Origin of the sequence: Streptomyces sp. NPDC056452 (assembly GCF_042796085.1) — a bacterium.
Lineage (GTDB): Bacteria > Actinomycetota > Actinomycetes > Streptomycetales > Streptomycetaceae > Streptomyces.
The window spans coordinates 71569-85331 of record NZ_JBHTRI010000014.1 but is presented as its reverse complement, the minus strand read 5'-3'; the positions used below and the strand labels follow the sequence as shown (position 1 = coordinate 85331).

General features: G+C 70.0%; 8 protein-coding genes and 2 pseudogenes. 5 read left to right on the top strand and 5 right to left on the bottom strand.

Annotated elements, in window-relative coordinates; translation table 11 throughout:
- Positions 1–38 precede the first annotated feature (38 nt).
- The gene (locus ACFQ6X_RS16370) at positions 39–3878 is read right to left on the bottom strand and encodes a S8 family serine peptidase (protein WP_383181951.1); all 3840 of its coding nucleotides are present in this window, start codon (positions 3876–3878) and stop codon (positions 39–41) included.
- 306 nt (positions 3879–4184) lie between these two features.
- Between ACFQ6X_RS16370 and ACFQ6X_RS16365 the strand changes: the two are divergent.
- Both ACFQ6X_RS16365 and ACFQ6X_RS16360 read left to right on the top strand, forming a co-directional pair.
- Positions 4185–4504 (top strand): annotated as a pseudogene (locus ACFQ6X_RS16365) (nucleotide disphospho-sugar-binding domain-containing protein); the annotation flags it as partial.
- A gap of 96 nt (positions 4505–4600) precedes the next feature.
- Positions 4601–5050: pseudogene (locus ACFQ6X_RS16360) on the top strand (NADPH-dependent FMN reductase); the annotation flags it as partial.
- 225 nt (positions 5051–5275) lie between these two features.
- Here the strand turns inward: ACFQ6X_RS16360 and ACFQ6X_RS16355 are convergent.
- Together ACFQ6X_RS16355 and ACFQ6X_RS16350 are read right to left on the bottom strand one after the other, a co-directional pair.
- Positions 5276–6517 (bottom strand): hypothetical protein, encoded by a 1242-nt coding sequence (locus tag ACFQ6X_RS16355; RefSeq protein ID WP_383181949.1) that lies wholly within the window; start codon positions 6515–6517, stop codon positions 5276–5278.
- A 76-nt stretch (positions 6518–6593) separates the two neighbouring features.
- Complete coding sequence (locus ACFQ6X_RS16350; RefSeq protein ID WP_383181947.1) at positions 6594–7949, bottom strand: hypothetical protein; 1356 nt, start codon at positions 7947–7949, stop codon at positions 6594–6596.
- Between the two features lie 228 nt (positions 7950–8177).
- Here ACFQ6X_RS16350 and ACFQ6X_RS16345 point away from each other — a divergent pair, with 228 nt between their 5' ends.
- The 3 genes from ACFQ6X_RS16345 to ACFQ6X_RS16335 all read left to right on the top strand — a co-directional run bounded on the left by ACFQ6X_RS16345 (position 8178) and on the right by ACFQ6X_RS16335 (position 10674).
- The gene (locus ACFQ6X_RS16345) at positions 8178–8978 is read left to right on the top strand and encodes a peptidoglycan DD-metalloendopeptidase family protein (protein WP_383181946.1); all 801 of its coding nucleotides are present in this window, start codon (positions 8178–8180) and stop codon (positions 8976–8978) included.
- A gap of 191 nt (positions 8979–9169) precedes the next feature.
- The gene (locus ACFQ6X_RS16340; RefSeq protein ID WP_383181944.1) at positions 9170–10201 is read left to right on the top strand and encodes an ArsR/SmtB family transcription factor; all 1032 of its coding nucleotides are present in this window, start codon (positions 9170–9172) and stop codon (positions 10199–10201) included.
- Positions 10202–10407: 206 nt separating this feature from the next.
- Complete coding sequence (locus ACFQ6X_RS16335) at positions 10408–10674, top strand: hypothetical protein (protein WP_383181942.1); 267 nt, start codon at positions 10408–10410, stop codon at positions 10672–10674.
- 232 nt (positions 10675–10906) lie between these two features.
- Here the strand turns inward: ACFQ6X_RS16335 and ACFQ6X_RS16330 are convergent, their stop codons facing one another.
- Together ACFQ6X_RS16330 and ACFQ6X_RS16325 are read right to left on the bottom strand one after the other, a co-directional pair.
- Positions 10907–12580 (bottom strand): hypothetical protein, encoded by a 1674-nt coding sequence (locus ACFQ6X_RS16330; RefSeq protein WP_383181940.1) that lies wholly within the window; start codon positions 12578–12580, stop codon positions 10907–10909.
- Between the two features lie 472 nt (positions 12581–13052).
- Positions 13053–13460, bottom strand: a complete 408-nt coding sequence (locus ACFQ6X_RS16325; protein ID WP_383181938.1) for a PPOX class F420-dependent oxidoreductase — start codon at positions 13458–13460, stop codon at positions 13053–13055.
- Between the last annotated feature and the right edge of the window lie 303 nt (positions 13461–13763).

Genomic DNA, 13763 nt, shown 5'->3' with positions numbered 1-13763 from the left:
CGGTGGGATACCGGCCGGCCGTCTGCCTTCCTCCTTGGCTACTTCAGGGCGTAGGCCCGGGTGATGGTCTGCACGGTGCGATTGCCCGCGGAGTCCCATACCTCCGTCCTGAGGGCCACGAAGCCGTTGGTGTCCGCCTTCCTGGGGTGCCGGAACCCGACGCGGAAGGAGTTGCTGTCCTCCCGCCTCACCTCGGCCGACGTCCAGGTGACCCCGTCGTCGTAGGAGACCGAGACCTTGGCGCCGTCCATAGCGGTGGAGCCGGTCCAGCCCTTGGCGCGGCCGGCGTTCACAGTGAAGGAGTACGCCTTCTTGGCCGACGCCTGGTTGAGGGCGTTCAGCGGCATGTCGTGGTCGAGCTGCACCGCCGGCATCGCCTCGCAGACGGTGGGCACAGGAGAGAACTCGTCGCACCCCTCGACTGCCATCGTGGTCGGTTCGGCGGATGCGAAGTTCCACTCGGTGCGGACCTTGCCGCCCGGGGTGACACCCAGGGAGTCCTTGGCTCGCGTGAGCTCCTGGACGAACCGGTAGTCGGCCTTCTCGGGGACCATGAGCTCGCCGGTATCGGTGATCAGGTCCCCGTTGCGGTAGTAGGCCCAGCTACTGACCATGCCTGTCGCGCTGTGCCTGACGTCGCTGTCCCTGGCCAGCACGACCACGCGCGTCCAGACATCGCTGCGGCAGAAGTTGCAGGGCCCCTGGGCTTCCGCGGTCGGGCGTATCGGCGCGGCGAACCAGTGCTCCTGGTACGTCTTGCCCGGCGAGTTGTAGGTGCCGCTCTGACGGTTCATCACGCCGTCCTGGGACCTCGTGCCGCGGTACACCGACGGCCTGTAGGACAGATCAGGGCCCGCCAGTACGTAATCGTCTCTGCTGCCGCCGGCGTTGACCTGCTGCATGGCACGAACCGACGACTCCTGGCCCGGGTTGTACGCGTGCAGCGTCTCCTGGCCGAGTTGGCGTACCTGGTCGGCGTGGAAGGTGTTCCTGACCCTGGCGAAGTCGCCCGTGTCCGCGCTCCTGGCCAGGCTGGTGGGAATCCTGCCGTCCGCGGCGAACGGTGTCGAGTAGCTGTAGCCCGACTCCAGGACGCCGCTCAGGGCGATGTCGACCTTCCTCTCGGCCAGCAGCGAGCGCAGGCTGCGACCGCTGTCGTAGCCGGTGTTGACGACCGGAACGGCCAGATCCCGGGCGATCTCCCCGATGCCCAGGTGCCCCGGGACGGCGGGCGCCACGATCACGGCCTCGGCCCCGGCCGCCGCGACGCGCCGGACCTTGTCGCTCACCGCGGCCGGGTCGACCGCGGTGATGAGCACGGCCTTGCCCTTCACATCGGGTGCGGCAATGTCCTCGGTGGTGCCGCCGTCGGCCAGTCGCAGCTTCCTGGTGCCCTCGAAACGCTGGGCGAACGCCGGCATCGTGATGGGGACGGCGGTACGTTCCGGTCCGGTGACCGAGAGCTGGGCCAGTGGCTGGCGTTGCGTGAGGAAGGTGAACATCTTCAGTGTTCCGGTGGTGGCCGCGGGGCTGGGGACGGCACCGACCTTCCCGTCGGACCCGTTGAGCAGGCCGGCATCGGCGATGAAGCCGCGGTGGCCGCCGGCCCCGTCGTCGCGGGCGAGCTGCGTCATCCAGGCGGCGCGCTCCAGCGGCCGCTTCGTACCGGTGATCCTGACGGTGAAGTCGGTCGCGGTGCTGCCCGTGACCGTCCGGGTCTGGTCCTCGTCGGCGATGTCGATGTCGGGCAGGGCGAACAGGTCGACCGCGTACGTCCGCTTCGGGTCGTCAGGGTCCGCGGTGTATATCACCCCCTCGATCGAGTAGCGGCCCACCGGCAGCGAGGCCGTCGTACTGTCCGAGCCCTGCAAAGTCGTCTGATGCCAACCGTTGTTGTCCATGCCGTGGGCGGTCAGCGAAACGAATCTGGGCGTGTTGCCGAAGCGGTCGGTGATCCTGACAGTGAGGTCGTGTTGTTCGACGTCCATGTTGAAGCCGACCGGAGTGTGCACGGACTGTCCGCTGTCGGCGGTGGCGGTGAGGTGCCCGCTGTACTGGCCCGTCTTCAGGGCGTTGGGGTCGAGCGTGACGGTGACCTCGGCACTTCCGGCCGCGGGGACCGTGACCTTTCCGTCGCTCACCTGAGGGCCGGAGACGGTGACCGTGCCGTCCGGGACGGGGGTGCCGTCCTTGCCCTTGACCGATGCGGCCAGCGTCAGTGTGGTGGTGGCGGCACCGGCGTTGCGAAGCGTGACCTTGCGGGTCTCCTTCTCGTAGGTTCCCGGCTGCCATTCGACGAGACCGAAGTCGGCGGTCCCGGCCAGTTCCAGCTGCGGGTCGAGTGCGGCCGCGACGTCGACACGTCCGTAGCCCTGCTGGTAGACGGTCTGGCTGGCAGCCGTCTTCGAGTGAGCGGTCAGGGCGTCCTTGATGCGCTGACCCGACCAGTCGGGGTGGCGCTGCTTGAGGATGGCCGCGGCGCCCGAGACGTGCGGGGTGGCCATGGAAGTGCCGTTGGCCGCCGTGTAGTTGGCGTCGACCGGAGTACCCATGGACGTTCCGGCGCCGCGGGCGGCGACGATGCCGACACCCGGAGCGGTGATCTCCGGCTTGATCGCCATGTCGCCGATGCGCGGGCCTCGGCTGGAGAAGCCCGCCAAGGCATCGGCCTTGTCGACGGCGCCGACGGTGAGTGCCGCGTCGGCGGTGCCCGGAGTGCCGAGGGTGATCTCACCACTGAGGCCGTCGTTGCCGGCCGCGATGACGAACAGCGCGCCCGAGGAGGCGCTGAGCGTGTTGACGGCGCTGGTCAAGGGGTCGTCGCCGGGTGTGGTGTCACGGCCTCCGAGGCTCATGCTGACGACGTCGGCGCCCTGGGCGACCGCCCACTCCATTCCGGCCAGGATGCCCGAGAAGGAGCCGGATCCGTCGTTGGCCAGCACCTTGCCGACGACGAGGTCCGCTCCGGGGGCAACACCCTTGTACGCGCCCGCCGAGGCGGCGCCGCTGCCGGCGATGGTCGATGCGACGTGCGTGCCGTGGCCATGGCCGTCCTGCACCGCCTCACCGGAGACGAAGCTCCGACTGGCAACGACCCTCGACTTGATGTCGGCGTGGTTCAGGTCGGCGCCGGTGTCCAGCACGGCGACCTTCACACCCTTGCCGTCGAAGCCCTTGGCCCAGGCCTCCGGTGCGCCGATCTGCGGCACACTCCTGTCGAGCGAGACCTTGGCCTTGCCGTCGTACCAGAGCCTGGCGACCCCGGCTGATCCGGGGGTCGCGGTGCCGTCCGCCCTGCCGGGCTCCGGCCTGACCGACCGCCAGAAACTCTTCGCACCCTCCTTTTCGATGTCGACCGCCGTGAGCCCCAGCTTGGGCATCACCTGTGTCCGCGTACTGGCCGGCAGATCCGAGGTCCGCTGCTTCAGCGCAGAGGCGGACGGCGTGCCCCGGAAATCGAGGATCGCCGGGAGTTCATCGGCTCTCGCGTCGCCGTAGCCATCCTCGAGCAGCCGCGTGACATTGAACAGTTCACGGTCGACGTTGCCGGAGGCGACGACCGCCAGGGAGTCCTCGGGGTAGACATAGAGGTCGCCGTCCGGCCCGTTCATGATCTGGAACCGCTCCGAGGAGCCTGTCCCGGAAAGGATGGTCACCGACTGCTTCCCGTCGGCGTCGGTCGTCACGGCCACCCTGTCCCCGGTGATCAGGGTGACCTCCGACGCGGTCGCCGTCGGGGTGGACAGCAGGCCCGGGGCATCCCGCGACGGTGCCGCCGAGGCCGCGCCCGGGAGGCTCATCGATGAGAGGGCTATGGCGACGGCCACCGCCCCTGCGACGGCGCCCGAGCGCCGCCGTCCACTGGGAGGAATGTGCATCCAACTTCCCTCACTGTTCAAGAATTTGGCGTGCCGAAAGCCCGAAGCTCGGTTGGCTTCGGATGAGGAACACCTAGGGGTTTGTCGCTGCGCAGGAACCCCAACCTGCCATGACGCGCCACCCGCCAAGGGCGGGTGCTGTGGCGGCTCTCCGCCAGGGCGCATAGCCGCCATGCTGTCCGGTCGTCAGTCGGTGGAATTCGAGCACGGACTCGTCGCCGCGCCCGGAACCACCCTTCTCCGGGTGCCCGAGGAGTACGTCGATGATGATCCGGCGGCACGGCGCAGTACGAGGACCGGCCCCTGGCCGACGCCACCGTCAACGCGGCCGACGGGGCGCGCCTCGCGTCCGCCGCGGCGCACAAGCCCATGATCGCCGTGCCGCAGGGCGCCGAGCAGTTCATGAACGCCGACCGCCTCGTGGAACTCGGGTTGCCCGCCGCGTCGACACCGCGGACGCCACCGCCGAAATCCTTCGCGCGGCACTGAACGATCTGGTCACCGACCCGCAACGCCGCGACAGGTCAGAGCGGTTGCGGGCCACCGCCCGCGCCGAGGGCGGCACCCCACGCGCCGCCGACCTCATCGAGAACATGCTGACCGCCCCAGAGGCCCGCGCACTCTGAGCGCTACGCCCTCTTCTCCGCCGCGAGTACCTCGAGTGCCCTGGAGACGTATCTGCCCACGGTAGGCATTGACCTCGACACCCCCCCGGCCGCGTCGGTCCGCAGATCGCGCGATGGATCGAGGAAACCACCGGGGCGCGGGACGACGAGACAATCGATATCGCCGACGATCACCAGCCGCTGTTCGACGAGCCGCGCTCACCGCGCCTTGGCGACTACGAGCACGACCACACCCGCGCCTGGGCCGCGAAGATCGAAGCGCTCGACGGGTTCGTGTTCGTCACGCCCGAGTACAACCGCTCGATCCCGGCCGCGCTGAAGAACGCCATCGACTTCGTCTACAACGAGTGGAGCAACGAGGCTGCGGGGTTCGTCGGCTACGGCAGCAACGTCAGCGGCGCCCGCGCATTGAACCATCTGCGCCACATCTCCGGGGCGGTCCAGCTGACGGCCGTGCACACGCAGGTCCATCTGTCGCTGCAGAGCGACTTCGAGCAGTACACGGCGTTCGCTCCCGCCGAACGCCGCGAGAGCGACCGGCAGTAGAAGCTCACAAGGGCTGTCATCCTGACCTCTTCACTCGCACCACCGCGCCGGAACCGGGCAGGCGGCCCGAGCGGAGCATGACGTCGGCCTGGGCATCGGCGGACGACAGCCGCCGACTGTGCCACCCCGGCCGCCGGTGCCACCGGCGGCCGGCCCACGAGGAGTGCCGCCGCACAGAAGGGCGCGGCGATCTGCCTCACGAACGGGAAAGGCGGACTTGGTGGATCAGCAGTTCGGAACGCCGGGAAGCCAGCTGTCGGCCACGTCGATGAAGATGTTGGACACGTAGCCGCCGTAGTCCGGCAGGTAGGACCAGGCGTCATTGCTGTGGCCGTCGGCCTGGACGAGCTGGCCGTGTACCTGGCACTGCACACGCACCGTCGTGGGACCGGGGAGCTGTGCGACCCGGGTGGATGCGCTGGTGGGCTGCTGACGAATGTTGACGTCGGTGCCCCAGGTCGGGAACGACGTGGTCGGAGCGCCGCTGCCGGTCCACAGATAGGTGACGGTGACCCAGCCGTTGTTGTTCAGACCGACGTTGTAGAACGTACCGTCGGCGAGATCTATGCCTGCCGGGTTGAGCACCCGGCGACCGGACCCGTCCAGCCCGCCGTTGTAGCCCTCCTGGTAGGCAGCCTGGGCCTCGGGCTTGCCCTGCGGCAGGTTCTTGAAGGACTCGCGGACGGAGGACGGGTTCCAGTAGTCGTCGCGCGTGTTCCACGGGCCGACGTCCCAGACCGGGGCGGTCTCGCAGCGCGCGGGGCCGCAGACGCGGACCGAATACTGACCGCTGCCCTTCGGTGAGAGGCCACGCCGGGAGGGGAGCGCCACGAAGTGATCGTTGGGGACGATCACGTGCCCGTTCGCCGTGGTGCCGCCGACCAGGCCCTCACGGGTTGCGTAGACGCTGGCCGTTACGGCTTCCGCGGCCGCCGCCTCGTTCAGAGTGCTGTCGAGTTCTGCGCTCAGTGCCAGGGCGTGCACAGTCGGCGCGGTGCCGTCCGGCGCGGAGACCAGGGTGATACGGGTCTGCACGCGGGTGACGGCCCGGGGCAGCAGCGCGGGGGAGCCGTCCCGCGCTTCGCGCCACTCGGTCCACCGGCCCAGCCCGTCCTGTCCGCGTACGTCGACGGCGACCTGGGAGCCGGTGGGAACGGTGGCGTCGAGGTCCGGGGTGATCAGGTCGACCGCGCGGTCGAGTATTCGCGCGGGCAGCAGGACCGTGCCCTGTCCGCGGGCGACACGGGCGGAGGCGGGCCGAAGGCCGGGATCGCGGAGACGCAGACTGCCGTCCACACGGCGGACGTTGGTCTCGTCACCGGTGGGTGCGGACAGGTCCGTCCGCCAGCTGACGGCCCCGAGCGGGGCGTCGGCGGGCGCGGAAACGCGGGCGGCGGCGGGGCCGGCGGCGAGTGTCAGAGCCACCACGGCCAGCAGGGAGACGGCGATGGCAGGCCCTCGTCCCACGGGTAGGGGGCGGGCGTTCGGTCTCTGGTCGCGGCGCACTGTGCGCCTCCTTCTCGGTGGGGGGCGGGGAAGGCAATTACGGGCAGTTGGGTACGCCCGGGAGTGTGTTGCCGGGGGTACTGATGTAGATGTTGGTGATCCAGCCGCCGTACTGGGGCAGATAGGCCCACCAGTCGTTGAGGTAGGGCGGAACGGATACCTGTCCGCCCTGCTTCTGGCAGCCGACGAGGACGTCCACTCCGGCGGGCAGAGTGGTGAGGGCGGCGGAGGAAGTGGTGGCGGCCGCGCGGACTCGGACGCCGCTGCCCCAGGTGGTGAACCGGGTGCCGGAGGGGCGGACGGCTCCGGGCACGTTCAGGGAACCGGTGAGTGCGGTGACCTTGCTGTAGGCGGTTCCGTACGGGGTGCCATCGGGGTGCAGGGTGAGGACGGCGACCACCGTACGGTCGTCGGGGCCCACGGTTCCGGTGGTGTGCAGGGCCTCGGACGTCAGATCCAGCGCGGGCGCCGCGGCATCGCCGGAAGGCGGCGCGAAGGGGGCCGCAGCGTCGGTGGGCGTCCTACGGGATCCGGGCCTCGCGGTGTCGTTGCCGGGCATGGTCGGGCTGGGAGCCTTCCCTGAGGCGGTGCCGGCTGGTGCCTCAGGAGCGACACAGCCCCCGGAAGTGAAGCCCGACCAGCCCTGCTTGACCGCCCCTGGCGTCTCGAACGCGGAAGGCAGCCCGAAGCCTTGATCGAAGCCGTCGGCGGCACAGCGTGTGGACCGGTGCAACGCCCCCAGGACGAGGTCCCGCACGGGTATCGGCGCCTGGTCGAGGAGATAGCGGTAGACGCGGACGGTGTCCGCGGCAGTGGTCGCCGTGTAGCCCCAGTAGCCGGGGTAGCCGGCCGGAGGCGGTGCTGTACCGGTGAGCCCCAGGCGGGGCACCATGCGCGAGATCACTGCACTGCCGCCACCCGTGGACCAGTAGTGACTCGCGGCGGCGTCGTCGCTGCTGCTGAGCATCGCCCCGAGCCGGTCCCGGTCCGCCTGCGGCAGATCGTAGGCCGGTCCCCGATTCCACATGTGGTCCAGTGCGAGCAGCGACTTGACCACCGATGCGGAGCGGAATGCGCGGTCCGGCTGGTGTGATTCGGTGAAGCGGCCGGTGAGCCGGTCGAACACCGCGACGCCCGCTGTGACGTCAGCGGGGATGTCCACGACGGTTCGGGTCTCCGCTCCAACTGCCGCCGCCGGCCCGGCTCCCGTGACAGCGGGCCCGGTGGACGGGAGGTGCGCGGAGCCGGCGGACTGCGGACCGTTACGAGCGGCGGCGGAGGGAGGCACGAGAGGTTCGGCGACCGCGGAGCCGGCGTACGCGGCGATCAGCGCGGCAGACATGAGGGCGGCGCCGAGCAGCGACATGCGGCGGGCGGGACGGAGCGGAAACATGAATGGGGGGCTCCTTCGGGGCACGGACGCACCGAGGCGGCGGCCTGGTGGCGCTGTGGCACGTGAGCAAACGGTGGTGGGGGGCGGCCGCGCGACGCAAGCATTTCGTTCCTGGTCGAAGGAGGCCGCCGCACGCTTGTCACCGGCACGGGCCGCCGCTACGTTCCCGACGTCTTACCGCGCCTCCGCCCGGTTCCGTCCGGGCGCCTCCCCCACCTAGGAGCATTCGTGAGGTTTCTCAGACGTCTTCCGGCTCTGTTCGTCGCGGCACTCATGGCCCTGGCCGGACTGTCGGTCGCCCCGGCGCAGGCCGGGGAGACCGGTGCGACGGCCGCGCCCGTCTTCAAGGCGCCCTACCCCTGCGGCCAGCGATGGACGTACAGCCACCACTCGGCCGAGGTGCGCCGAGCGCTGGACTTCGTGCGCTCCGACGGTGGTACGACGGCCGGCACCCCGGTGCTCGCCTCGGCCGCCGGCACGGCAACCCGCTACTCACAGCCGAGCGGTGCCGGCAACTACATAGCCATCAACCACGGCGGCGGCTGGACGACGTACTACTTCCACCTCTCCGCGTACTCCGTGCCGAGCGGTGCGTCCGTCGCCCAAGGACAGCAGATCGGCGTCACCGGCAGCACGGGCAACTCCTCCGGGGCGCACATCCACTACGAGCAGCTGCTCAACGGAGTGGGCCAGAACATCGTGATCAACGGTGCCGGCCTCTCCTACCCCGGCAGCTACAACCAGGCGTACCTGACCAGTGACAACGGCTGCGGTGGCAGCGGCTTCCCCTTCAATACCTGGGGGAGCGGGGTGAACGTCCGTGCCGACGCGCGCGTCAACGCCGCCGTCGTCACCACCCTCGCGGGTCCGACGGCTGTGCGGGTGCTGTGCCAGAAGCAGGGTGACACCGTCAACGCCGAGGGCTACAGCAACAACTGGTGGAGCAAGCTGCGCGACCAGAACGGCTTCATCAGCAACATCTACATCGACCACCCGGACGCGAAACTGCCCGGGGTCCCTCTCTGCTGAACCGTGACAGTGCATCGTGGGGGCCCGGCCCGGGGCGAATTCCGGTCGGGCCTCCACGAGTTCCGGTCGGACCCAAGGTTCGCTCGCCTCAAGTTACTGACATGCATGCGTCACCTGTGTGATGCGCGTAGAGTTCCGCAGGGCGGGCGCCGTCAAGCGCCCGCGACCACCGGGGGTGCGCTGTGCTACGGGTGGAATTCACGAGCCAGGAGCTGGCCCGCTTACGCGTCGCGTCCGGCGTGGACCCGCTCTGGGAAACCGCATTGAGTCTGCACCTCCTGCAGAACCGCCAGGCACCCCTCGCGTTCGGAGCCTGGCGCCGCGAGGTGGGGACAGCTCTGCGTCAATCCGGCCTGGTATCCCTGACTCGCGCCCTGACGCGACTCTGCCCGGACGGCTCCTACTTCCCCGATTTCCTGACGCCCGGCCGCGGTGACGCCGATCTCGAAACCGGGCTCGACCGGCTGCTGTCCACCCCCCGGCACCGATTGCGGGCCGAACTCACCCGTCTGCACGCCCACACCGGACACCCCGCACCGGCCGGCCTGCGCCCGCTCGCCGACGGCTGCCCGAAGGCGCTGCACCGCCTCGGCACCGCTCTGCGCGCCTATCACCAGGTGGCCGTCGAGCCCTACCTCGCCTCGATGCGCGCTCAGGCGGCGGCCGACCGGACCGTACGCGTCCAAGCCGTCCTCACGCATGGCGCGGAGGGCCTGCTCACTGGGTACGACCAACTGCCCGGGTGGCGCTACCAGGACCAGAGGCTCCACGCCCCCTACCCCATCGAACGCGAACTCACCCTGCGTGGAAGGGTATTGACACTCATCCCGGCCTTCTTCTGCGTTCGCGCCCCGCTCGCCCTCGTCGATGAGGAACTGCCCCCGGTGCTCGTCCACCCCCTCTCGCCCGCGCCCGGCTGGCTCGAACGCCGCCACCACGGCGGGGACGCCCCGGTGGCCCAGCTCATCGGCGCCTCGCGTGCCGAACTCCTCAGGGTGCTGGACCGTCCGATGACCACCATGGACATCGCCGCGGCGTTGCGACTCGCACCGTCGACGGCCAGCCGGCACGCCACCGTTCTCCGAGAGGCGGGGCTGCTCCTTTCCCAGCGCCAAGGTGTACGCGTGCTCCACCACCGGACCGGGCTCGGCCGGGCGGTGCTGGACGGGGCTCTGGCACCTCAGGGTGGGTCAGCTGAGCCAGTGGCGTCGGCAGGTTCGTAGGAGCCCACAACGCCCTGACGCGACCATGGCCCCGTCCGGTCGCGAGGCGGGCGTCCGCCGAACGTGCCCGATGCGCCGAGGCCCGGACACGTCTTCCGGCCTCTGCTTCCAAGTCGTGGTGTTTCCATGGAGCTTGTGGGTACCCGCTGGGCTGGGCCGGTCCATTCGGGATCAGGTCTCAGAGTGATCACTCGAAGGAGTGGCAGATGACAACGCAGCACGGTAACCAACCGACTGGACAGCAGCCCCACGGTGCACCGCAGCGCGCGTCGACCGGCAACGTGCTGAGCATCATCGCGATGGTGCTGGGCGTGATCTCGCTGATCTTCCTGCCGATCGTCTTCGGCGTGATCGGCCTGGTGCTGGCCATCATCGCCAAGACCGTCCGGCACGAGCGGCTCGCCGTGCCCGCCATCGTGGTCAGCGCCGTCGGCCTGCTCGGTGGCATGCTCCTCGGCGCCCTGCTGGCGTGACGCATGAACTGATCCGACGCCGGTGCCACCTCGGCCGGTTGTTGTGCCCACCGCACCACTGGGGCACAACAACCGGCCGAGGTGTTTTCCGGGCGGGGACGGGCGGCTCGGTCTCGGAGAGGCAGCGGACCACTCGCCGCATCCGCGCCGCGCTTCCCGACCACGCCGGTCCGTCGAGGTGCGGGACGGTCAACGGGTGGGCCGAGTTCGCTCCTCGGCCCACCCGTGTGCGTCACCCCAGGGGTGTCGTGCACCTCGTCGTCGTGCCGTCACTGAGGCACGCCCGGACGGATCGGCCGTCTGTCGCCTTCATGGTGCCGGCGTCGGCGACCTTCTCGTACGAGCTGCCGGGCCGCTTGTCCTCCAGCCACGCCGTCACGCCCTGGGTGTCCGTGCGGGCCCAGGCGTAGTAGTCGGTGACCGACCACTGCGGTCGGGAGCCGGCCAGCGTGACCCTGGCACCGCTCGGTAGCGTCGCCGTTGCCCAGTCGGTCGCCACCGAGGCCCACGTGGTCACGGTGCCAGGAGCGACTCCTTCGCACGCCTGACCCGGTGCGCACGGGCCGATCGGGCCTTGGGTCGACGTCTGGTAGATGTTGTTTCCCTGGTGGGTGGCGAATGCCCACTTCTTGCCGTCCACGACCAGCCCGGCGATCTCATCGCCCGACAGCGGGTCCAGCGCGACCATCTTCGTCGTGCCCGAGGCCGTCAGCCGGGCGCCGGGCAGAGGTTCGGGCCGGGTGGTGCGGGAGTCGGCGCCGCCGGAGGCATGCTTCATCAGGGTGGCGGAGACGTCGTCACGGCCGGGCGGGAGCTCCGCCTCGCCCCAGTAGTACAAGTGGTACGGGTCCCAGGTGGGGCGGCCCTGGTAGATCGTGAACCGGCCACCCAGATAGATGTTGGCGTCCTCCACCACATCAGGATCGTAGGTCGGCATCCACTCGGTGACACTTGCCGGGTCTATGCCCGTGCACGGGAGTTTCGCACACGGTGCCTGGGTGGGGGCTGTGGCCGTCACGTCCTCGTCCCGGGTGCACTCGGTGCCCGTCGCGTCACTCACGCAGGCTCGCAGTTCCGGCAGCCATGAGTACGCCCGGGTGGAGCCTGTCGTCGTACGTGAGGCGCCGGCGGGGGTGAACTCGGTGTACACCTGCCCCCAGCGGCCCTGCCCCTGCCATGCCTCCAGCCAGAACCGGCCACCCGCCGGAAGTCCGCCCTCTGCCCAGCCGAGATAGGTGCCCTGCTTCAGCCGTCCGTCGGCTTTCTGCACGTACGCCCCCGACGGCAGTTCGACCCGATCGGTGGTGGAGCGTTCGACGTACGACCAGTCGGACGTCGGGATCGCGTCAGGGTCTGCGTCCGAACACCAGCCCTCGCACGGTCCGACCGGGACCACCTCGGCTCCGTAGGAGGCGACGCACGCACGCTCGGTGCCGTCGCTCACACAGGCGCTGTTGGTGTACGCGCCCTGGGGGATCGCGGTGGAGTACTGGAACATGCCGGTGGTTCCTGTGGTGTCACGGTACGAACGCGGGTGCTCCAGCGTCGTCGTGGTGTTGATGCCGTCACCCCAGTTCTCCTCGGCCCGCAGCCACACGCGCGCTTTTGCGACCCCGGAGCCGAGCTGCACCTGCGCCCACGCGTAGGTACGGCCGGCGTCCCAGGCCGGCTGGCCGGTGTACAGGGTGATCCGGGTGCCGGAGGCGAGCGTCGTCTCCTTCAGGACCTTCGGCGCACCGCCGGGCTGCCATGCCGTTACCTGGCCCGGATCGGCCCCTTCGCAGGGGAGTTGCGGGCAGGGCGCCGGTGCGGCGGCGGCCGTTGCCGTCGGAGCCGTCAGCAGCGCGGCGGTCACGGCGGCTGCCGCCAGCGAGGCGCAGCGTGACCACCATCGCCGCCGCGACACGCCGGTGTGTGCCCGTCTTCGTCTGCTGCCTCCTGGGTGTTGGCCGCTTGCCGTGTCCAGCGCTGCCCCGTTGTCCATCCCGCCTCCAGTGCATCGTGTCCCTGTTGTGAAGGGCACATGGCCCGGCCCGATGGAACCGGCGACCGCTCTCGGGACCGTCTCGCCCATGTCTCCGGAGCGGGTTCCGGTCACCCCGGGGCGGCCAGGCGGGGCGGTCAGTCGGTACGCGTGGGGGATACGGCGGCGGGTGGAAGGGCCCGCGCGGCCTCTACCGGGAGTTGCCGGAATCGCTGTCGTGGTTGTGGTGAGGCGGGTCCGGGCCACGGACGGCCGGTGTTCCGCCTGGCGGGGCTCGAACCGGCCTCCCGGGGATGGGCGCAGGCCGGGGTTCGGGGCGGGCGGGCCAGGGCCCGCAGGGGTCGTTCCTGCGAGCCCCTCCGGCGGGTTCTGCCAGGTGCGCTGCGCGGGCGTGTCAGATCGAGCCGACGACCTTGCGCGGGGTGATACGGATGACGACGCGGTCGGCGTCGTCCTTCGACGCCGGGTTGAAGTCCGCGTAGTCCTTCCCCGTGTACTTGCGCGAGAGTGTGTCGATCAGTTGCTGGCCGCCTTGAGTGGTCAGCGTGGCCGAACCGCGGATCTCGGCGTAGGTGTAGGGCGCGTTCGCGGGGTTGATCATGACGGTGATCCGGGGATCGGTACGCAGGTTCTTCTCCTTGCGACGGCCGGTGGTCGTGGAGACCAGCAGATCGTCGCCGTCCCTGGCGAGCCAGGTGATGGACAACTGCGGGCTGCCGTCGGGCTGGATCGTGGCCACGGTCGCGAAGACCGGGGTGTCGTCGATGAGCTTCTTCAGGTCGTCGGAAAGTTCGGCGGACACTGGACGGGTTCCTCTCCTCGGCTGACTGCTGTCCCGGACCGACTGCCCGTCAGCGCTGATCAGCAACGGACAGCCTGCAAAATTGTGGTTGCCTCCTGCAAGTTCCGGTGATCGGGTGGTACGCCGACGGGGGCCTCCGGTCGCGGGACTGGGCAGGCCTTGTCGTATCCAGGCCGGCGGATCGGCCACGGGAGGGTTCACTCACGCGGCCGAGTCCGGTCCTGTTGCGGCGGCACACTCGCCAGCCCGTATGTTGCAACTGTGCCCCAAGCTTCCGAGTCATCCGGCCCGTCCGAACCGCTG

Excerpts from the sequence above, each read along its gene's own strand:
- ACFQ6X_RS16370 (WP_383181951.1), bottom strand. The coding sequence starts at position 3,878 with ATGCACATTCCTCCCAGTGGACGGCGGCGCTCGGGCGCCGTCGCAGGG.
- ACFQ6X_RS16350 (WP_383181947.1), bottom strand. The coding sequence starts at position 7,949 with ATGTTTCCGCTCCGTCCCGCCCGCCGCATGTCGCTGCTCGGCGCCGCC.
- ACFQ6X_RS16335 (WP_383181942.1), top strand. The coding sequence starts at position 10,408 with ATGACAACGCAGCACGGTAACCAACCGACTGGACAGCAGCCCCACGGT.